Here is a 21,516-nt window from a genome sequence, read left to right as displayed (position 1 = left end):
CCAACTGAGCTAACGACCCACTTTTATGCTGCTTTCACGTTGTTTGATATCCCGTGGCAACGGCGGCATATATTACTGATTTAAGAATTCAGCGCAACAAAAATTTCGATGAAGATCACTTAACTGCTTAGTAATCATGCTGCACGACCAGAAATAACGCGATTTCTGGTCATGCGATAATCATCCCATCGAATTCAGGCGTTTTTGCGCCTGCTTAGCACCTTCGGTGCCGGGGAATTTTGCGACCACCTGCTGATACACCGCTTTGGCTTTCGCCGTGTCGCCTTTGTCCTGCATGATCACGCCAACCTTAAACATCGCATCTGGCGCTTTCGGCGATTTCGGGTAATTTTTTACCACGGAGGCAAAATAAAACGCCGCATCGTCCTTTTTACCCTTGTTGTAATTCAACTGACCGAGCCAGTAATTCGCATTTGGCTGATAGGTTGAGTCAGGGTATTTCTTGATAAAGTTCTGAAACGCAGCGAGCGCGTCATCCTGACGAGATTTATCCTGCACCAGGGCAATGGCCGCATTGTAATCCGTATTCGCGTCACCGCTCTGTACAGGCGCTCCTGTTGAGGCTGAAGCATCAGCAGACGGCGCAGGCGCTGAGGTTGCCGCGCCGCTTTGATCGCCCGCTGCGGGTTGTGCTGCTGCACCGCCGCTGCTGAGGCTATCTATCTGCAATAAAATTTGCTTCTGACGTTCCACAACCTGGTTAAGCTGATACTGACTTTCCTGAATCTGACCGCGGAGAGAGTCAATATCGTTTTGGTTATCGGAAAGTTGCTGCTGGAGTTGGGTTAAAAGCTGACTGTGAGCGTTAGAAATACGCTCGAGCTGAGTGACCCGGTCTTCTACCGAGCCTGAGCCGACACTACTGATTGGTGCCTGAGCAAAAGCGGCCCAGGGGGCCGCTATTCCAACCAGTAACGACAGACTCAACAGATGATGTCTGAAGTTACTGCTCATGCAATTCTCTTAGTAAACCAGTACGGCACGACGGTTTTTGGAGTAAGCCGCTTCGTCGTGACCCAGTACTGCAGGTTTTTCTTTACCGTAAGAAACGATGGAGATCTGGTCAGCAGAAACGCCTTTACCCTGCAGGTACATCTTAACGGCGTTAGCACGACGTTCACCCAGGGAGATGTTGTACTCTGGAGTACCACGTTCGTCCGCGTGACCTTCTACGGTGACTTTGTAAGATGGGTTGCTACGCAGGAAGTTAGCGTGAGCATCCAGCATCGCAGCGAAGTCAGAACGGATGTCGTATTTATCCAGATCGAAGTAAACGATGTTGTTCTGCTGCAGCTGCTGCATCTGAAGACGCGCTTGCTCTTCAGAAGACATGTTGCCATTGCCGTTCGCGTCCATACCGGTACCGGCACCCATCATGCCTTCGCCGCTCTGGTCATTGCTGGCGTTCTTGTTAGAAGAACACGCTGCGATTGCCATTACAGGCAGAGCGATCATCAGCCCCTTCAGCACTTTGTTCAGTTGCATTTCTATGATTCCTTTAGTAATCAATTAATTATTATTTACAGATACGGCGACCAGGCAGGTGATTTTACCTGTCCATCAGTGGCCGGAATACGCGCTTTGAAACGCCCATCTGTAGAAACCAGATTCAGCACAGATCCCATCCCCTGAGAAGAGCTGTAGATTACCATAGTGCCGTTAGGTGCCAGACTTGGCGTTTCATCCAGGAACGTTGACGACAGAACTTGAACGCCACCCGCTACCAGATCTTGTTTGGCAATGTGCTGCTGCCCACCGTTGGAGCTGACCATTACCATGAATTTACCGTCGCTGCTCACGTCTGCGTTCTGGTTCTGAGAGCCTTCCCAGGTGATACGCTGCGGAGCACCGCCGTTAATGTTCACTTTATAGATTTGTGGACGGCCAGCCTGGTCAGAGGTAAACGCCAGGTTTTGGCTGTCCGGGAACCATGATGGTTCAGTATTGTTGCTGCGACCGTCGGTCACCTGACGGATCTGGCCGGAGCCAATGTCCATCACGTACAGGTTCAGGCTACCGGTTTTAGACAGCGCAAACGCCAGTTTAGACCCATCTGGAGAGAAGGAAGGCGCACCATTGTGACGTGGGAACGACGCTACCTGACGCACCGCACCGTTAGCCAGTGTCTGGATAACCAGCGCCGAACGACCACTTTCGAAGGTCACATACGCCAGTTTAGACCCGTCCGGAGACCAGGCTGGAGACATTAGCGGCTGTGAAGAGCGTTTCACCAGGAACTGGTTGTAACCGTCGTAGTCAGATACGCGCAGCTCGTACGGGAACTGACCGCCGTTGGTCTGTACCACATATGCGATACGGGTACGGAACGCACCTTTAATACCGGTCAGCTTTTCGAATACCGCGTCGCTGGCCGCGTGTGCCGCGTAGCGCAGGTACTGTTTAGTGACCTTGTAAGAGTTCTGTGCCAGAACGGTACCCGGTGCACCACCGGTATCCACCAGCTGCCAGGCCACGTTGTAAGAACCGTCCGGGTTAGGCGTAACCTGCCCCACCACCACGGCATCGATACCCAGCGCAGACCATGCAGCAGGCTGGACTTCCTGCGCACTGCCCGGCTGCTGCGGCAGACGAGAACGATCTAACGGGTTGAATTTACCGCTGTTACGCAGGTCAGCCGCCACGATGCCACCGGCATCTTCAGGTGCAGCGCCAGGACCGGCCCACTGGAACGGAACAACACCGATTGGGCGTGCCGAGTCCACCCCCTGGGTGATCTCGATACGTACTTCTGCGTGCAGGACTGCTGCCCACAGCATTAAAAAACTAAATGCTACACGTAATGCCTGCTTCATCATATCTCCCTTATCCGGGTAACCTTACCCACGATAATTTAGCAGAATGTTAACAAACTCAAATAGACAAAACTACCAGAACCCTGTGACTAAACCTGGTCTATTTTTCCCCGTTTGCACGGGGAAAATGTAACTTAAGGTTTGAAGTCCAGCGGCGCATTTTTGAAGACTTCGTAGACTGCCTGAGAAGGCGGTTTAGGCATCTTCGCCTGACGCGCTGCAGCCAGAGCCGCAGTACATAAAGCCGGGTCGCCACCTTCAGACTTAATATCAAGCAGCATGCCGTCCGGAGCCAGTTTTATACGCAGCGTACACGTTTTACCGGCATAGGAAGACGCATCGTAGAACCGGCTTTCAATCGCCGATTTAATCTGCGCGGCATAGCCGTTGATTTCAGCCCCTGTCGCACCGTTACTCTTAGTGTTACCACTTCCGGTCGGCGCTGCGTTGTTTCCTTTCGCGCCACCGCCCGTTTTCGGTGCATTCTTACCGGAGCTTAAATCCCCCAGCAGATCGTCAACCCCTGCGGCTGCCGCAGCTTTTTCAGCGGCAGCAGCCTTTTTAGCAGCCGCTTTTTCAGCAGCGGCTTTCTTATCGGCAGCGGCCTTCTCAGCTGCAGCTTTTTTATCAGCAGCGGCTTTTTCAGCGGCGGCAGCTTTTTCTGCAGCAGCCTTCTCAGCCGCAGCGGCTTTCTTCGCAGCCTCGGCAGCCGCTTTCTTCTCTGCGTCCTGAGCGGCTTTCTTCGCGGCTTCGGCTTCAGCTTTCTTCTGTGCGTCAGCAGCGGCTTTCTTCGCGGCTTCCGCTTCGGCTTTCTTCTGGGCATCCGCAGCGGCTTTCTTCGCGGCTTCGGCCTCAGCTTTCTTCTGGGCATCGGCAGCCGCTTTCTTCGCCGCTTCTGCCGCTAATTTTGCCTGGGCATCAGCCTGCGCTTTGGCATCCGCTGCGGCTTTTGCTGCCGCCTCTTCCGCCTGCTTTTGCTGTTCCTGCGCTTTCTTCGCGGCCTCTTCGGCTTGCTTCTGCTGTTCCGCCTGCGCTTTCGCGGCTTCTTGCGCCTGCAAACGTTCTTTCTCAAGCTGCTTCAAACGCTCCTGCTCGGCGGCCTGCTTTTCACGCAGCTCTTCCGCCTGCTGTTGCGCCTGTTTTTCACGCTGCTCTTCAGCCCGTTTGGCACTCGCCTTCTGCTGTTGTTCGCGATTATAGTTTTGCACTACAGCACCGGGATCCACCATTACGGCGTCAATGGAAGACCCTCCACCGCCGCCTGCTGATGCATCAATATGCTCGTCGAACGAACTCCAGATCAGCGCTGCAAAAAGAATAACGTGCAGCACTGCGGAGACGATTATCGCTCGCTTAAGCTTGTCGTTCTGTTCGGTTGCCTTTGACACTATCGGTTCCCAAAAACTACGCGGATGATCAAATAGGTTGAGTCATTAAGCCAACAGACTTAACACCCGCACTATGTAGCAAGTTCAGCGCTTTAATAATTTCATCGTAGGGTACGTCTTTCGCGCCACCGATTAAGAAGACCGTTTTCGGATTTGACTCCAGGCGACGCTGCGCTTCGGCAATAACCTGCTCAGGTGGCAGCTGATCCATACGATCTTTTTCTACCACCACGCTGTACTGCCCTACGCCGGAAACCTCAATGATAACCGGAGGATCGTCATTGGTGCTCACCGCCTGTGTTTCTGTCGCATCCGGCAGATCGACTTCCACACTCTGGGTAATGATGGGCGCTGTTGCCATGAAGATCAGCAGCAGTACCAGCAGAACGTCCAGCAGTGGCACGATATTGATTTCGGACTTGAGCTCGCGACGACCTCGTCCACGCGATCTGGCCATGGTTTACCCCTTGTTGCTCTCGGTGCTGGTAAACGCCTGACGGTGCAGAATCGCGGTGAACTCTTCCATAAAGTTGTCGTAGTTCAGTTCCAGTTTGTTCACGCGCTGGTTCAGACGGTTGTAAGCCATTACCGCCGGAATTGCCGCAAACAGACCGATAGCGGTCGCAATCAGTGCTTCAGCGATACCCGGTGCAACCATCTGCAACGTCGCCTGCTTCACCGCGCCCAGCGCGATAAAGGCGTGCATGATCCCCCACACGGTACCAAACAGACCGATATACGGGCTGATAGAACCCACGGTACCGAGGAAAGGAATGTGCGTTTCAAGATTTTCCAGCTCGCGGTTCATGGAGATACGCATCGCACGCGATGCCCCTTCCACGACGGCTTCCGGCGCATGATTGTTTGCCCGATGCAGACGAGCGAACTCTTTGAATCCGCTATAGAAAATTTGTTCGGAGCCGGTCAGGTTTTCACGGCGTCCCTGGCTCTCCTGATACAGGCGAGAAAGTTCAATACCCGACCAGAACTTATCTTCAAATGCTTCCGCTTCACGGCCAGCAGCATTGAGGATACGCGTTCTCTGGATAATGATGGCCCAGGATGCGATTGAAAAACCAATCAAAATCAACATGATAAGTTTAACCAGAAGGCTTGCCTTCAGGAACAAATCAAGGATATTCATGTCAGTCACTGCTTAAACTCCGCGACAATAGACTTAGGAAGCGCACGAGGCTTCATTATGGTTGGATCAACACAAACAATCAGTACTTCAGCTGAGTTCAGTACGGTGTTCTCTGCGTTGACTATCCGCTGCGTGAAAACCAGTGAGGTCCCGCGCATTGATGTAATTTCAGTTTGGACTTCGAGCATATCGTCGAGTCTGGCAGGCGCAAAATACTCAAGCGTCATCTTGCGTACCACGAAGGCAACTCGCTCAGCCAACAGCACCTGTTGACTAAAGTGATGATGGCGCAGCATCTCTGTGCGTGCCCGTTCATAAAAAGCAACGTAGCTGGCGTGGTAAACCACACCACCGGCATCGGTATCTTCGTAATAGACACGAACCGGCCATCGAAACAGCGTTGTATTCACTTTACATCCCAGTAATGCAACAAAAGTTAGAGCTTTTAAACTTCGCTACTATACGCGCGGGAAAGATGGTTTGGAATGGGGGAAAGTAAACGGAGAGTAAATTTTTATGGGCTCGGGTAAGCCCATAACGTTAACGGACATTTCTTATTCAGAAGAAGAAGAAAATCAAACCGGCGAGAAGCACCAGATCGGCAATCAGCGGGCAAAAAATTCCCTGCCAGTGAACGGCTTTCGGACGAAAGCCCACGCCGTGGATCACCCCGGCACACACTGCCCACATGATGAGGAAGCCGTGCCAGATCTCAAGCTCGCTGGTCTTTGCCGCAAAGCGCGACGGGTCCCAGAAGATACAGCCTGCCAGCAGTAATGCCATCACTAAAGAAAGCGCCCGTAACGGGCGCTTATCCATTACCGCGTAAAGCTTCGCGATAATATTCATCAGTGTTTTTCTTCACCCGCTTTGGTCGCTTCGACGTGCTCAAGCGCCAGGGCAGTGATGACACCAAAAGCACAGGCAAGAAGCGTCCCTAAAATCCATGCGAAATACCACATATTCAGCTCCTTACTTAGTACATAGAGTGGGTGTTGCTTTCGATATGTTCTTTGGTGATACGACCGAACATTTTCCAGTAGCACCAGATGGTGTAGGCCAGAACAATCGGAACGAACACGCAAGCAACGTAAGTCATTAAGTTCAGCGTCATATGGCTGGAGGTTGCATCCCACATGGTCAGGCTAGCATTCAGCATGGTGCTGGATGGCATGACGAATGGGAACATGGCAATACCCGCCGTCAGGATGATGCACGCCAGCGTCAGTGAAGAGAACACGAACGCCAGAGCACCTTTCTCCAGACGAGACGTCAGCACGGTCAGCAGCGGCAGCAGCACGCCCAGAGCCGGGATCGCCCACAGCGCAGGGGTATTGTTGAAGTTCACCAGCCATGCACCAGCCTGACGCGCCACTTCTTTGGTCAGCGGGTTAGACGGTGCCGAGTGGTTAATCGCAGACGTCACCACGTAGCCATCAATACCGTACACCACCCACACGCCTGCCAGAGCGAAGCAAACCAGCGTCACCAGTGCCGCCACCTGAGCAGTAGCACGGGAACGCAGGTGCAGTTCACCCACAGTACGCATCTGCAGGTAAGTTGCGCCCTGAGTGATGATCATCGCCACGCTCACCACACCGGCCAGCAGGCCAAACGGATTCAGCAGCTGGAAGAAGTTGCCGGTGTAGTAAAGACGCATGTATTCATCGAGGTGGAACGGTACGCCCTGCAGCAGGTTACCGAATGCCACGCCAATCACCAGCGGTGGAACGAAGCTACCAATGAAGATGCCCCAGTCCCACATGTTGCGCCAGCGGGTATCTTCAATCTTGGAACGGTAGTCGAAACCGACCGGACGGAAGAATAAAGAGGCCAGCACCAGAATCATCGCCACATAGAAGCCGGAGAACGCAGCCGCGTAGACCATCGGCCAGGCAGCGAACAGCGCGCCGCCTGCGGTGATCAGCCACACCTGGTTACCGTCCCAGTGAGGGGCGATGGAGTTAATCATGATTCGACGCTCGGTGTCATTACGACCGAGGAAACGGGTGAGCATCCCCACCCCCATGTCGAAACCATCCGTGACGGCGAAACCGATCAGCAGAACGCCAACCAGCAGCCACCAGATAAAACGCAATACTTCATAATCGATCATTTGATGACTCCTGTCTTAGCGTGCCGGCTGAGTAGTCGCAGTGGACTGCTCGTAGTGATAGCGACCGGTTTTCAGGCTGCTTGGGCCAAGGCGCGCGAACTTGAACATCAGGAACAGTTCAGCCACCAGGAACAGGGTGTACAGACCACAGATCAGCAGCATGGAGAAGATCAGGTCGCCTGCCGTCAGGGAAGAGTTCGCGACCGCCGTTGGCAGTACCTCACCAATCGCCCATGGCTGACGGCCATACTCCGCTACAAACCAGCCGGATTCAATCGCGATCCACGGCAGTGGAATACCGTACAGCGCGGTGCGCAGCAGCCATTTTTTCTCGCCGATGCGGTTACGAATCACGGACCAGAAGGACGCCGCAATGATCAGCAACATGATGATGCCGCAGCCCACCATGATGCGGAATGCGAAGTACAGTGGCGCAACGCGTGGAATCGAGTCTTTGGTCGCCATCTGAATCTGTGCTTCCGTCGCATCAGAAACGTTCGGGGTATAACGTTTCAGCAACAAACCGTAGCCCAGGTCTTTCTTCACGTCGTTAAATTGATCGCGAACGGCCTGATCGGTAGAGCCGGCACGCAGCTGTTCCAGCAGCGAGTAAGCCTTCATACCGTTACGGATACGCTCTTCGTGCTGAACCATCAGCTCCTTCAGACCCGTTACCTGCTTATCGACAGAACGGGTTGCGATGATACCCAGCGCGTAAGGAATTTGGATGGCGAAGCGGTTTTCCTGCGCGTCCTGATCGGGAATACCGAACAGCGTAAAGGCAGCAGGTGCCGGCTGGGTTTCCCATTCGGCTTCGATAGCGGCCAGTTTGGTTTTCTGCACGTCACCCATTTCGTAACCGGATTCATCACCCAGAACGATAACGGAGAGGATTGCAGCCATACCGAAGCTTGCAGCGATAGCAAAGGAGCGCTTGGCAAACGCGAAGTCACGACCGCGCAGCATATAGTAGGAGCTGATACCCAACACGAACATCGCGCCGCACACGTAGCCAGATGCCACGGTGTGAACAAATTTAACCTGAGCAACCGGGTTCAGGACCAGCTCGGCAAAGCTGACCATCTCCATACGCATGGTTTCGAAGTTGAAGTCAGACGCGATCGGGTTCTGCATCCAGCCGTTCGCCACCAGGATCCACAGCGCGGACAGGTTCGAACCTAATGCCACCAGCCAGGTTACGGCCATGTGCTGGACTTTACCCAGACGGTCCCAACCGAAGAAGAACAGACCTACAAAGGTGGATTCGAGGAAGAAGGCCATCAGGCCTTCAATGGCCAGCGGCGCACCGAAGATATCCCCTACATAGTGGGAATAGTAAGACCAGTTAGTCCCGAACTGGAACTCCATGGTCAAACCGGTTGCCACGCCCAGCGCGAAGTTGATACCGAACAACTTGCCCCAGAACTTGGTCATATCTTTATAAATCTGTTTGCCGGAGAGGACGTAAACCGTTTCCATAATTGCCAGCAGGAACGCCATACCGAGCGTCAGCGGCACAAACAGGAAGTGGTACATCGCGGTCAAGGCAAACTGTAAGCGCGACAGTTCGACTACGTCTAACATTATGACTCCTTGCTCATCGCATGAAGACTCCGAGAGTGAACCCCGTCAGAAAGAGATTCACACGCATGCCCCAATACAAATTATTCGCATCCTGGTCGTCGTTATTACCCTGGAGAAGGATAAAAACGATGACGACAGGTTACAAATAGGTTAATAAAAAACTCAAATTGATCCCGCAAATATAATACGCTGCAAAACCCTTACAATAAACAGGTTTTTATTGAATCACATTTACGTTTTTCGACGGCGATCAATTTATAGCAAAATTACCACTTTTCGGCCATTTTGATCGGGGACAATTTAGCGCTTTTCGGCATCTTTTTCCAAGCATTAAACTTTGATTTAAATCAAAAACCAGTCTTGATGTTAATCATGTTTAGCTGCGGTGAGAATGGTAAAAACCATGTTAATGATATGTGCATGCAAAGATGCGATTGGTTATCGAAGACCAAAAAAAATATAAACAGAAGTGATTTTAATTAACGCGAGAGAAAAATGCCCTGTCGAAGCGGGACAAACAATAAGCGTAGCTGGGCCAGTTTATTTTTCCATTCTGTTTTTGCAACCCTTAGAAATTACATTTAATTTACTTTTATTATCCTGGAAGTTAACACCGAAGCGTGACTATTTAATGAAAAAAGGCCGCAAACTCTGCGGCCTTTTGATCGTGTCAGCGGTTTTCAGGCAAGAAGAATGCTGAAGGTTCGTGACTGTCCCGGTCTGAACGCCCCGACGATGCCCTCTTCTTCACGATTGTCTATTATCCGTTCATTCATGTCCGTTTCGCAGCACCGTTTCACGGTCGGACCCACGGATAACGTCGCGTCACATGCGCTGGACTCGGAAGGGTTGAACAGACGAAGAATGAGCTCGTCTCGATCTTCAGCCTTTTTGAGCGTACTGAGTACGCATCCCGTGGGCGAAAGCGCCAGCAGGCTGTAACTTTCCGGCGTGGTAAACGACGAGCGATTGAGCTTCATCGCGTCCCAGGGAATTTTGTTATAGCACTGCACCGGCGTTAACCACGATTTAGCCTGCTGCGCGACGCCCGCGTTTTCCGGCGTTCCACTGAAGCTGAAGAGGCTAAAGCGACAGCTTAACGAACCGCGCACCTGGGAGTCAGGAACAGGCATTTTGATTCCTGAAGGCCTACCGGGGCGCAACAGCAAATCTTCTTTGCCGAGTAACCCCACGCCGCGCAGCAGGGTCAGGGCAAAGGCTTTTTTATCCTCACCTACTACTTCAAACTCGCGTAGTCCTTCGGTGAACAGCGCAAGCCCGTTTCGTTTTTCCTGCAGGACGGCATAGTTGAGTAAATTCCAGACGGGAACGGGCGCTTCTTTCCACCCCTCCTCCTGCCAGTTTTCCATCGCCGCGTCCTGCACCGGACGAGTGAGGGTGCCAAACTGGGTATCCGCTAACACGTCCTCTGTCATAAACGGCGTAGGGATCAGCACGCGGACGCGGTGGTCGTCAGCCTGATTATCCAGACGCACCGCCACATCAATACGTCTGCTGTGGTGGCTAAGCGTGATTTCAACCTCAGCGCCGAGAGACCCGCTTCGCTGACGCGCCGCGCGTTCGGCCAGATTAGCCGGTACCGCGATCTGATGGCGAATCACCGCCCTGCTCTGCCAGCCTTCGTGTATAACCTCGACCTGATGCTCGCCCTGCGCTGAAGTGAGTCTCCACTCTTCCCGCGAAGGCGAGTAGTCGTACTCATCGCCATCATCCGAACTCTCTTCGATTTCCAGCACCCGGTCATAAATCAGCCCGGTTTCTTTGTCGCGCAGGCGCAGCGTACCGTCGTTATTTAAATCAATCTGCCAGAAGGCGTTTTCGAGCAAGGATTCGGTGTTTATCACCGGAGAGACCACCTTCCCGGCCACGTTTGGCTCGATAAACAGCGTACGGTAGCCCATCGACGGCAGTATCTGGCTGAGCTGAATATCAAACTCCATAAACGGCTCATAATTACCGTAATGGACAATCTGCCGGTCAATGAGACCAGGGTCCAGCTCGCGCGCGCTGCGAATGAAATACGGGATCTCGTTGCCTTTATCATCCAACAGACGGAACTGGCTGGCGCGCAGTCGAATCGTGGTGTTCATCACCTCTTCACGCGGCCAGGGCATCAGGTTGAACATCACCAGTTTGTCGGCGTCGCTTTGCGGCATGTTGTCGACAATCTTGCGCATATAGAAACGCACCAGGTTATCTGCCATGTCTTCAGCCAGTTCAAAACGAGAGACAATCTCACGATGCACCTTGTCGCTGCAGCAGCAGCCGATGCTGTCGTGAGCGTGGTTTTTAAGGATCTCTTTCCACATCTTCTCCAGCAGGCCGTGGTGATAATCGAAGCCCAGCGTCCATGCAAGCGTTGCCAGCGGTTCGAGGATGTTGACAAGTTTGTTCTCAATACGCGCATGGGCAATTTTGATATCCATGCGCGTGGAGCCGATTGTCCGGTGCACGCGCATGTATTTCCCGTCGATAAACTCCCCTTTCAGGGTCGCCAGTTCATCGCGGCGTGCCTCAATGTGGTCAAACACCTCTTCAAAGCGGCTCATTACAAATTGACGCTGCGGATAGATTTCACGCAGCTTATCCATCACGGAGAAAATGTTCTGCTGCAGCGGCATCTGATCGTGACCGTTGGGCAGCAAAATCTCTTTGGTGACGGAGGCCTTTTCCAGAACGTCGAAATAGCTGTCGAGCCGTTTTCGCAGCCCGGCTTCGTCCTCCGGTAAGTACTTACCAATCGCGTAGCCCAGCGGCAGCACCTGCGCCGTGACTTCACTGCCGTCCTGGCTCTGCCAGAGAAATTCGGTTTTATCGGTCCCGTGTCGTTCCGAGCAGCCGCGCCAGAACATCGTCCGGGTAATGCCAAATCCGTTATAGATATGCGGAAGCTGGCCGGACATACCAAACGAATCCGGCAGATAGCCGATCTTCATCGGCTCGCCGAACGCCATACAGTCCCGGATGCCGTACATCAGGTTGCGGACAATCGACTCGCCGCTGACAATCGTGGTATCGGTCTGGGTATACCAGGGGCCGATAATCAGTTTTCCGCGCTCCACAAGCGCCTTTACCCGCGCGCGGTTTTCGGGCACGACGGCAAAATAATCTTCCAGCACCGCCGTCTGGCCATCAAGGACGTAATATTTATACTCGTCGTCCTGCTCCAGACGGGTCAGGATCTCTTCCATATTATTGACCAGAAGAATGCGCGACTCTTCAGTGGTGAAGTACCACTCACGGTCCCAGTGCATATGCGGCGTGATATGAACGCGAGATACAGCTTTCATCTTCGTTTCCTGTTTTGTGAGTTTTTACGGTATGGCGTCTTCTGTGAGGTACTTGCCCTTTTTTACCGCCTGACGTCGCCAGAGCAGCAGAACAAACGTGGAGACAGCGGTCCCCGCCAGCGCCGCGCCAAACCAGCCCGCCGCCGCAACCACACCGCCCAACCCGGCATCGTGAAGTAAAAAGAGAGAGAAAATCCCGGCCCCCGGGGTAGACAAACCGATCCCCATCGCACCGACAGCCGCGCCTGTTACCATGGAGCCGAGCACAAATGAGCCAATGACGCGAAGCGGATCTTCAATCGCCATCGGGATCGCCCCTTCGGTAATGCCCGCCAGGCCGAGCAGCCACGTTGATTTACCGGTTTCAATTTCAAACGGTTTAAACAGCTTCGGCGCCAGCATCGTCGACGCCGTGACGGTGAAGGCTGAGACCATTTTGACGGAGGCAAAGATTGCGTAAGGACCATAAACGCCGTTCGCCATCGCCCCCAGGCAAAACGCGTAAGAGGCTTTGTTGACCGGGCCACCCAAATCGAATGAGCACATAAACCCGAGGATTGCCCCCAGAAGCAGCGCATTCGCGCCGGAGAGACCGTTAAGCCAGACGGTGAGCGTGTTATTGAGCCAGGCCACCGGTTCGCCAATCACAAACAGCATCAGGCTGCCCGCGCCGAGCACGCCAATCACCGGATAGAGATAAAAGGTCAGAAAGCCGTTGTAGCGGCTACTGAGCCGGATGTGGTTTTTCACCCAGCGCATCAGATAGCCCGCGATCAGCCCACCGACAATAGCGCCAAGAAAACCGGAGCCGATCATATTGGCAGCAAGACCGGCCGCAAAGCCCGGCGTCAGCGCAGGTTTATCCGCCAGCGAATACGCGGTATAGGCCGCCAGAACAGGTACCATCAGAATGCCGAGCATGCCACCGCCAAGCTTGCGGTACATCCACAGCCACGAGTTTTCCTGGTCAAACAGGTGCTGCAGACCCAGGATTTGCGCCAGCAGTACCGACACGGCCAGCACCGTACCGCCAGCGACGATCAGCGGCACCGCAAAAGAGATACCGCTGAGAAGTGCCTGCTTGAGTTCAGTTTTAACGCTCTTTTTCGTTTCGGTATCGACATGCGCAGGACGCGCATCGGATGCAGGCTGCAGCGCCAGCGCGCGCTCAATCAGCGCTTCAGCATGGCGCAGAGGCTCCGCGACGGGCACGGAGATGGCGGGGATCCCCTGAAAACGCTCGCTCTCTTTGATCGCCACTTCTGCGGCAAAAATGCACGCTTTGGCCTCATGAAGCTGCTGCACGGTGATGCGCCCCTCAATGCCGTTTGCCCCTTGCTTTTCGACCACCACGTTGACGCCAAGCTTGCGTCCCGCTTTTTCCAGGTACTCTGCGGCCATATAGGTATGCGCGATCCCGGCCGGACAGGCGGTCACGCAGACGATTGTCGGGGCATTCAGCGCGACGCCTGCCTCTTCCATGTCAGGAGCAGCTTCAAGCGCAGCAAGCACGTCTTCCGCCGTGGTAGCAGCCATCACGCGCGCCCTGAGATCGTCATCCGCCAGGCGAGACGTCAGCTCCGTCAGCACCTGAATATGGGTTGAACCAGCTTCTGCTGGCGGAATGGCGAGCAGAAAAACCAGCTCAACCTCTTCCGGCCCGTCCACGCCTTCCCATGCAAGCGGTTCTCGCAGAGTTGCCACGGCAAAAGCCGCCTCCTTCACGACGGCTGATTTACCGTGAGGAACGGCCAGTCCTTCACCCAGCGCGGTCGGCCCAAGCGATTCCCGATGAAACACCTCCTCCAGAAACGCATCGGCATCAGCGATTTTGCCCAGCGCCACCAGCCGCGCCGTAAGCTGACGGATTGCCTCATCCCGGCGGGTAAACTGCGCCTGAACGCAAACAGCACGCGGATCGGTCAGAGTCGTCAGGTTCATAAAGATCCTCACCTATACAGAGTTATGGTCTGGGGAGGATTCTGGCAGACCTGATAATACATTTATGTGATCACTTTCACTAAAAGCCAAATTTGTATTTTAATTGTATTATTTACAAATCATCAGTTGAATGCATAATTCCCTGAAAAGGTATTAAGCAGGCGCGATAAAATGGGCAACAAACCGATGTATCGGCACATAGCCGATGCGTTCCGCGAGAAAATCAACGCCGGGGAATTAAAACCCGGAGACGCGCTGCCGACGGAGTCCAGTCTTCAGGAGGCGTTTCGCGTCAGCCGCGTCACCGTGCGGCAGGCCCTGAAACTGCTCGCCGACGAGCAGATCATCGAAAGTATTCAGGGCAGCGGCTCTTATGTAAAAAAAGAGGAGCGCGTCAATTACGATATTTATCAGCTCACCGGCTTTTACGAAAAGCTGGCGGATCGTCATGTCGATACGCACAGTGATGTCAAAATCTTTGAAGTGGTGAAAGCCGATGCGCGGCTGGCGGCAACATTAGCGGTTGGCGTGGAAGATAAGGTCTGGCACGTTAAGCGCGTGCGTTTCATCAAGCAGAAGCCGGTGAACCTGGAGGAGACATGGATGCCGCTGGCCATGTTTCCCGACCTCACCTGGGAAGTGATGGAGAATTCGAAATATCACTACGTTGAGCAGATCAAAAAGCTGGTTATCGATCGCAGCGAGCAGGAGCTGATGCCGATCATGCCGTCAGAGGAGGCGATCGCCGCGCTGTCGCTCGATCCGGCAAAGCCGATCCTGGAAAAAGTCTCCCGCGGGTTCCTGAAGGACGGACGGGTGTTTGAATACAGCCGCAACGTGTTCAATACCGACGACTACAAGTTCACTCTCGTCGCCAGACGCAGGCAATAAAAAAGGCCGCTTTACAGCGGCCAACCATGTCGAAACGGACATTTTTATACTTCATCGCTCCCCGTTCGGGGAGCAGAGAGGACTTACTTAATGATGGATTTCAGTGCTTCGCCGATATCCGCCAGGCTGCGAACGGTCTTCACGCCTGCGGCTTCCAGCGCAGCAAACTTCTCATCAGCCGTACCTTTACCACCGGCGATGATCGCGCCCGCGTGGCCCATACGCTTGCCTTTCGGCGCAGTCACACCCGCGATGTAGCCGACAACAGGCTTGGTTACGTGTTCTTTGATATAAGCAGCCGCTTCTTCTTCCGCGCTACCGCCGATCTCACCGATCATCACGATCGCTTCGGTCTGCGGATCTTCCTGGAACAGCTTCAGGATGTCGATGAAGTTAGATCCCGGGATTGGGTCACCGCCGATGCCCACGCAGGTGGACTGGCCGAAGCCGTAGTCGGTGGTCTGCTTAACCGCTTCATAGGTCAGAGTACCGGAACGGGAAACGATGCCCACTTTGCCCGGCTTGTGAATGTGGCCAGGCATGATGCCGATTTTGCATTCGCCCGGAGTGATCACGCCTGGGCAGTTCGGGCCGATCATGCGCACGCCTGCTTCGTCCAGCTTCACCTTCACGGTCAGCATATCCAGGGTCGGGATGCCTTCGGTGATGGTGATGATCAGCTTGATGCCTGCGTCGATCGCTTCCAGAATGGAGTCTTTGCAGAACGGTGCCGGAACGTAGATCACGGTCGCGGTTGCGCCCGTCGCTTCTACCGCTTCACGCACGGTGTTGAACACCGGCAGGCCCAGGTGCGTGGTGCCGCCTTTACCTGGCGTTACGCCGCCAACCATCTGCGTGCCGTAGGCAATCGCCTGTTCGGAGTGGAAAGTCCCCTGGCTACCGGTGAAGCCCTGGCAGATAACCTTGGTATCTTTATTAATTAAAACTGACATTATTTCCCCTCCACTGCGGCAACAACCTGCTGAGCTGCATCCGTCAGACTTTTCGCTGCAATAATATTCAGGCCGCTGTCAGCCAGTTTTTTCGCGCCGAGTTCAGCGTTGTTACCTTCCAGACGCACAACCACCGGAACGTTAACACCCACTTCTTCTACCGCACCGATGATGCCGTCTGCAATCAGGTCGCAACGGACGATGCCGCCGAAGATGTTAACCAGTACCGCTTTAACGTTGTCGTCAGAGAGGATGATTTTGAACGCTTCGGTTACGCGCTCTTTGGTTGCGCCACCGCCCACGTCGAGGAAGTTTGCCGGCTCACCGCCGTGCAGCTTAACGATGTCCATGGTGCCCATCGCCAGGCCCGCACCGTTAACCATGCAGCCGATGTTGCCATCCAGCGCCACGTAGTTCAGCTCCCACTGAGCAGCCTGTGCTTCACGCGGATCTTCCTGAGACTGGTCGCGCATTTCGCGCAGATCCGGCTGGCGGAACAGCGCGTTGCCGTCAGCGCCCAGCTTGCCGTCGAGGCAGATCAGGTCGCCCTGGGTGGTGATCACCAGCGGGTTGATCTCAATCAGCGCCAGATCGCGCTCAAGGAAGATAGTCGCCAGGCCCATGAAGATCTTGGTGAACTGCTGAACCAGCTTGCCTTCCAGACCCAGCTTGAACGCCAGCTCGCGACCCTGATAAGGCATTGGGCCCGCCAGCGGATCGATAGCCACTTTGTGGATCAGGTGCGGGGTCTCTTCCGCCACTTTTTCAATTTCCACGCCGCCTTCGGTAGACGCCATGAACACCACGCGACGGGAGCTACGGTCAACCACCGCGCCCAGGTACAGCTCTTTCGCGATGTCGGTCGCCGCTTCGACCAGGATCTGGTTAACCGGCTGGCCGTTCGCATCTGTCTGGTAGGTCACCAGACGCTTGCCGAGCCAATGTTCAGCAAACGCACGAATCTCTTCTTTGCTCTTAACAACCTTCACACCGCCCGCTTTACCACGGCCACCAGCGTGAACCTGACATTTAACTACCCACGGGCCGGAACCGATTTTAGATGCGGCTTCTTCTGCTTCACGCGGGGTAGTACAGGCATAACCCACCGGAGCCGGTAAGCCATACCGGGCAAACAGCTGTTTGGCCTGATATTCATGTAAGTTCATGTGTTCTATCCATCCTTCAGGGTAATCGTTATCTTCAAACCTGTAGACCGGCGCAGCGTGTGCCGGTCCACGGGGCAGGTGATGCTAAATCGTTACTAGACGTCCAGCAGCAGACGCGTTGGATCTTCCAGCAGCTCTTTAATAGCTACCAGGAAGCCCACGGACTCGCGGCCGTCGATCAGGCGGTGGTCGTAAGAGAGCGCCAGGTACATCATCGGCAGGATCTCAACTTTACCGTCTACCGCCATCGGGCGATCTTTAATGGCATGCATACCCAGGATCGCGCTCTGCGGCGGGTTAATGATCGGGGTAGACATCAGCGAGCCGAATACGCCGCCGTTGGTAATGGTGAAGTTACCGCCGGTCAGATCGTCTACGGTCAGCTTGCCGTCGCGGCCTTTCACGGCCAGCTCTTTAATGTTCTTCTCGATGTCAGCCATACCCAGGGTATCCACATCACGCAGAACCGGGGTCACCAGGCCGCGTGGGGTAGAAACCGCCATGCTGACGTCGAAGTAGTTGTGGTAAACCACGTCATCGCCATCGATAGACGCGTTCACTTCCGGGTAGCGTTTCAGCGCTTCAACCACCGCCTTCACGTAGAAGGACATGAAGCCCAGACGGATACCGTGACGTTTTTCAAACGCGTCACCGTACTGCTTACGCAGATCCATGATTGGCTTCATGTTCACTTCGTTGAAGGTGGTCAGCATCGCGGTGGAGTTTTTCGCTTCCAGCAGACGCTCGGCCACGCGCTTACGCAGGCGCGTCATCGGTACGCGTTTTTCGCTGCGGGCACCCAGAGCAGGCTGAGCTGCCGGCGCGGCCACAGGGGCTTTCGCTTCCGCCTGAGCAGGCGCTTTCGCCAGGTGCTTGTCGATGTCTTCGCGGGTCAGACGACCGCCCACACCGGTGCCTTTGATGGCTGCCGGGTCAAGGCTGTGTTCAGCCAGCAGGCGACGGATCGCCGGGCTGAGGGCGTCGTTAGACTGTTCTTCCAGAGAAGCCTGCTGGCGCTGAGCCGGCGTAGAAGCTTTCTCTTCAGACTTCGCGCTGGACTCTTTGCCCGCGCTGTTGCCTTCACGCAGGCGCCCCAGGATCTGACGAGAGGTGACGGTGGTGCCTTCATCTTCCAGCACCGCGTCCAGAACGCCATCCGCCGAAGCCGGTACTTCCAGTACCACTTTGTCAGTTTCGATTTCTACCAGCACTTCATCGCGCTTAACGGCATCGCCTGGTTTTTTGTGCCAGGTAGCGACGGTCGCATCTGCTACGGATTCAGGCAGGTCGGGAACAAGAATATCTACGCTACTCATTATGTATCCTTTAATTAATCGACGTTCAGCGCGTCATTGACCAGATCTTGTTGCTGCTTCTGGTGAACGGACATATACCCTACCGCCGGAGAGGCGGAGGCCGGGCGACCTGCATAGCGCAGGGCTGACCCAAATGGAATCACTTCACGGAAATGATGCTGGCTGCAGTACCATGCGCCCTGGTTGAGCGGCTCTTCCTGGCACCAGACAAAATCATGTACGTGAGCGTACTGTTTCAGCACTTCCTGCATCGCCTGATGCGGGAACGGATAAAGCTGTTCGATACGCACGATGGCGACATCTTTCTGATCGTTCTTACGGCGCTGTTCCAGCAGGTCGTAATAAACCTTACCAGAACACATTACGACACGCTTAACGGCCTGCGGATCCAGCTCGTCAATTTCACCGATGGCCGGCAGGAAGGTACCGTTCGCCAGCTCTTCCAGGCTGGAGACCGCCAGCGGGTGACGCAGCAGGGATTTCGGCGACATCACCACCAGCGGACGGCGCATACCGCGCAGCGCCTGACGACGCAGCATGTGGTACACCTGAGCCGGGGTGGACGGCACGCAGACCTGCATGTTCTGCTCGGCGCAGAGCTGCAGATAACGTTCCAGACGCGCGGAGGAGTGCTCCGGACCCTGGCCTTCATAACCGTGCGGCAGGAGCATCACCAGGCCACACATGCGGCCCCACTTCTGCTCGCCGGAGGAGATGAACTGGTCGATAACGACCTGCGCACCGTTGGCGAAGTCACCGAACTGTGCTTCCCAGATGGTCAGGGTGCGCGGTTCCGCCGTGGCGTAGCCGTATTCGAATGCCAGGACCGCTTCTTCAGACAGCACGGAGTCCCAGACCTTGAACTGGCCTTGACCGTTATGCACGTGCTGCAGCGGAGTGTAGGTTGAACCGTTAGACTGGTTGTGAACCACTGCGTGACGGTGGAAGAAGGTCCCACGGCCCGCGTCCTCACCGGACAGACGAACAGGAATGCCTTCGTCAACCAGCGTTGCGTAAGCCAGCGTTTCCGCCCCGCCCCAGTCGAACAGCTTCTCGCCTGCCGCCATGGACTGACGGTCGGCGTAGATTTTCGCCACGCGAGACTGCATCTCGATAGCGTCCGGCACGGTGCTGATGCGTTTAGCCAGCTCCTGCAGGCGCTTCATCTCAACCTTGTTCGGGTAGCTCTCATCCCACTCGTGGTTGAGGTACGGCGACCAGGTAAAGGAGTGCATGTTCATCGGACGCAGCTCTTTCACCACGCATTCACCCGCGTCCAGCGCGTCGCGGTAGAGGTTGACCATTTCGGTCGCATCTTCCAGCGTCGCCACCTTGTCGCTTTCCAGCTTGTCAGCATAGATTTTGCGCGGCGTCGGGTGTTTTTTGATTTTCTGGTACATCAGCGGCTGGGTTGCACTTGGCTCATCCGCTTCGTTGTGGCCGTGACGGCGGTAGCAGAAGAGGTCAATGAACACATCGCGTTTGAAGGTATTACGGAAGTCCAGCGCCAGACGGGTCACGAAAGCCACGGCTTCCGGGTCATCCGCATTAACGTGGAAGATTGGCGCCTGGACCATCTTACCGATGTCGGTGCAATATGGAGTAGAACGGGCATCCAGCGGGTTAGAGGTGGTGAAGCCCACCTGGTTGTTGATCACGATGCGAACGGTACCGCCCACTTCATAACCACGCGCTTTCGACATGTTCAGGGTTTCCTGAACCACGCCCTGCCCTGTGACCGCCGCGTCACCGTGGATGGTGATTGGCAGCACTTTATTGCTGCTCGGCTCGTCCAGACGATCCAGACGCGCGCGCACGGAACCGATAACCACCGGGCTGACGATTTCCAGGTGTGACGGGTTAAACGCCAGCGCCAGGTGAACCAGACCGCCTTCGGTTTCGATATCCGACGAGAAGCCCATGTGGTACTTCACGTCGCCGGTGCCGAGGTGTTCTTTATGTTTGCCCGCGAATTCGTCGAACAGGTCCTGCGGTTTTTTACCCAGCACGTTGACCAGCACGTTCAGACGACCACGGTGCGCCATGCCGAGCACCACTTCACGGGTGCCGCTCTTGCCTGCGTGGCGAATCAGCTCTTTCAGCATCGGCACCAGCGCGTCGCCGCCTTCCAGCGAGAAGCGTTTTGCGCCCGGGAACTTCGCGCCCAGATAGCGCTCAAGCCCTTCCGCTGCGGTCAGTTCGCTGAGGAAGCGTTTCTTCTCGTCGGCCGAGAAGGTCGCGTGGCCCGCTACGGATTCGATGCGCTGCTGGATCCAGCGTTTCTCTTCGGTAGAGGTAATGTGCATATATTCCGCGCCGATGGAGCCGCAGTAGGTTTGCTTGAGCGCGTCAATCAGATCGCCCAGCTTCATCGTGTCTTTGCCGATGGCAAAGGAACCTACGTTAAAGCTTTCCTGGAAATCGGCCTCGGTCAGATCGTGATACGCCGGATCGAGATCGGCCACACGTTCCTGCTGCCACAGTCCCAGCGGATCGAGATTCGCATGCTGGTGACCGCGGAAGCGATAAGCGTTGATAAGCTGCAGGACTTTAACCTGCTTCGCATTGGTGTCAGGGTCGGAAATCGCAGAAGAGTAACGTGAGGCATCCTTCGCCAGACGACGGAAATAATCACGTGTTTTGGAATGGAATTGATCCGGTTTGACCCCTGTACCAGGCAACTGCTGGAACATGGAACGCCAGTTTGCGTCCACTGAGTCAGGATCGGTTAAGAAGTCTTCATAGAGCTGTTCTATCCAGCTCTGGTTGGCACCAGAGAGGTAAGAAGAGTCCAGCCAGGCTTTCATTGCGCCGTTCTGCATCGTGATCCCTTAAGCATTTTTATGCTTACTTTCGCCGTAGAAACTACCAC

Annotated in this window: 18 protein-coding genes; 1 reads left to right on the top strand and 17 read right to left on the bottom strand. The window is 54.9% G+C overall.

Annotated features, from left to right (window positions below; genetic code table 11):
- Positions 1-180: 180 nt before the first annotated feature.
- From cpoB to mngA, 13 genes are all read right to left on the bottom strand, one after another.
- Positions 181-975: a cell division protein CpoB gene (gene cpoB, locus IM313_RS18435; protein ID WP_028012389.1), complete on the bottom strand. Its 795-nt coding sequence runs from the start codon at positions 973-975 to the stop codon at positions 181-183.
- Positions 976-984: 9 nt separating this feature from the next.
- Positions 985-1,506 (bottom strand): peptidoglycan-associated lipoprotein Pal, encoded by a 522-nt coding sequence (gene pal / locus IM313_RS18430; RefSeq protein WP_003858578.1) that lies wholly within the window; start codon positions 1,504-1,506, stop codon positions 985-987.
- Positions 1,507-1,541: 35 nt separating this feature from the next.
- Positions 1,542-2,834 (bottom strand): Tol-Pal system beta propeller repeat protein TolB, encoded by a 1,293-nt coding sequence (gene tolB / locus IM313_RS18425; RefSeq protein ID WP_013097529.1) that lies wholly within the window; start codon positions 2,832-2,834, stop codon positions 1,542-1,544.
- Between the two features lie 134 nt (positions 2,835-2,968).
- Entirely contained in the window at positions 2,969-4,222 is a 1,254-nt protein-coding gene (gene tolA, locus IM313_RS18420; protein ID WP_028012388.1) for a cell envelope integrity protein TolA, read from the bottom strand.
- Between the two features lie 28 nt (positions 4,223-4,250).
- Positions 4,251-4,679, bottom strand: coding sequence for a colicin uptake protein TolR (gene tolR, locus IM313_RS18415; protein WP_192971395.1), 429 nt, complete (start codon positions 4,677-4,679; stop codon positions 4,251-4,253).
- Positions 4,680-4,682: 3 nt separating this feature from the next.
- A complete protein-coding gene (gene tolQ / locus IM313_RS18410) occupies positions 4,683-5,375 on the bottom strand; it encodes a Tol-Pal system protein TolQ (protein ID WP_008501101.1) in 693 nt (230 codons plus the stop codon).
- On the bottom strand, positions 5,372-5,776 hold the full coding sequence (gene ybgC, locus IM313_RS18405; protein ID WP_003858593.1) for a tol-pal system-associated acyl-CoA thioesterase: 405 nt from the start codon (positions 5,774-5,776) through the stop codon (positions 5,372-5,374). Before ybgC ends, tolQ begins: the two co-directional genes overlap by 4 nt.
- A gap of 148 nt (positions 5,777-5,924) precedes the next feature.
- Entirely contained in the window at positions 5,925-6,215 is a 291-nt protein-coding gene (ybgE, locus tag IM313_RS18400; RefSeq protein WP_008501100.1) for a cyd operon protein YbgE, read from the bottom strand.
- Positions 6,215-6,328: a cytochrome bd-I oxidase subunit CydX gene (cydX, locus tag IM313_RS18395; protein ID WP_003858598.1), complete on the bottom strand. Its 114-nt coding sequence runs from the start codon at positions 6,326-6,328 to the stop codon at positions 6,215-6,217. The genes ybgE and cydX overlap by 1 nt, the downstream gene beginning before the upstream one ends.
- 14 nt (positions 6,329-6,342) lie before the next feature.
- Positions 6,343-7,482: a cytochrome d ubiquinol oxidase subunit II gene (gene cydB, locus IM313_RS18390; protein ID WP_028012386.1), complete on the bottom strand. Its 1,140-nt coding sequence runs from the start codon at positions 7,480-7,482 to the stop codon at positions 6,343-6,345.
- A gap of 15 nt (positions 7,483-7,497) precedes the next feature.
- Positions 7,498-9,066, bottom strand: coding sequence for a cytochrome ubiquinol oxidase subunit I (gene cydA / locus IM313_RS18385; protein ID WP_045261075.1), 1,569 nt, complete (start codon positions 9,064-9,066; stop codon positions 7,498-7,500).
- 680 nt (positions 9,067-9,746) lie between these two features.
- Positions 9,747-12,377, bottom strand: a complete 2,631-nt coding sequence (mngB, locus tag IM313_RS18380; protein WP_192971396.1) for a mannosylglycerate hydrolase — start codon at positions 12,375-12,377, stop codon at positions 9,747-9,749.
- Between the two features lie 24 nt (positions 12,378-12,401).
- Positions 12,402-14,318: a PTS 2-O-a-mannosyl-D-glycerate transporter subunit IIABC gene (gene mngA, locus IM313_RS18375; protein ID WP_192971397.1), complete on the bottom strand. Its 1,917-nt coding sequence runs from the start codon at positions 14,316-14,318 to the stop codon at positions 12,402-12,404.
- 171 nt (positions 14,319-14,489) lie between these two features.
- Here mngA and IM313_RS18370 point away from each other — a divergent pair, with 171 nt between their 5' ends.
- Positions 14,490-15,209, top strand: coding sequence for a GntR family transcriptional regulator (locus tag IM313_RS18370; protein ID WP_192971398.1), 720 nt, complete (start codon positions 14,490-14,492; stop codon positions 15,207-15,209).
- Between the two features lie 83 nt (positions 15,210-15,292).
- Here the strand turns inward: IM313_RS18370 and sucD are convergent, their stop codons facing one another.
- The 4 genes from sucD to sucA all read right to left on the bottom strand — a co-directional run bounded on the left by sucD (position 15,293) and on the right by sucA (position 21,466).
- A complete protein-coding gene (sucD, locus tag IM313_RS18365) occupies positions 15,293-16,162 on the bottom strand; it encodes a succinate--CoA ligase subunit alpha (protein WP_008501094.1) in 870 nt (289 codons plus the stop codon).
- Positions 16,162-17,328, bottom strand: coding sequence for an ADP-forming succinate--CoA ligase subunit beta (gene sucC, locus IM313_RS18360; protein WP_006809579.1), 1,167 nt, complete (start codon positions 17,326-17,328; stop codon positions 16,162-16,164). The genes sucD and sucC overlap by 1 nt, the downstream gene beginning before the upstream one ends.
- A gap of 95 nt (positions 17,329-17,423) precedes the next feature.
- On the bottom strand, positions 17,424-18,644 hold the full coding sequence (gene odhB / locus IM313_RS18355; RefSeq protein WP_041910762.1) for a 2-oxoglutarate dehydrogenase complex dihydrolipoyllysine-residue succinyltransferase: 1,221 nt from the start codon (positions 18,642-18,644) through the stop codon (positions 17,424-17,426).
- A 14-nt stretch (positions 18,645-18,658) separates the two neighbouring features.
- The gene (gene sucA, locus IM313_RS18350) at positions 18,659-21,466 is read right to left on the bottom strand and encodes a 2-oxoglutarate dehydrogenase E1 component (protein ID WP_045261080.1); all 2,808 of its coding nucleotides are present in this window, start codon (positions 21,464-21,466) and stop codon (positions 18,659-18,661) included.
- Between the last annotated feature and the right edge of the window lie 50 nt (positions 21,467-21,516).

It is taken from the genome of Enterobacter cloacae complex sp. P2B (genome assembly GCF_014895985.1).
Lineage (GTDB): Bacteria > Pseudomonadota > Gammaproteobacteria > Enterobacterales > Enterobacteriaceae > Enterobacter > Enterobacter bugandensis.
Note: the sequence above shows the minus strand (reverse complement) of the source record. Positions and strands in the feature narration are given on the sequence as shown.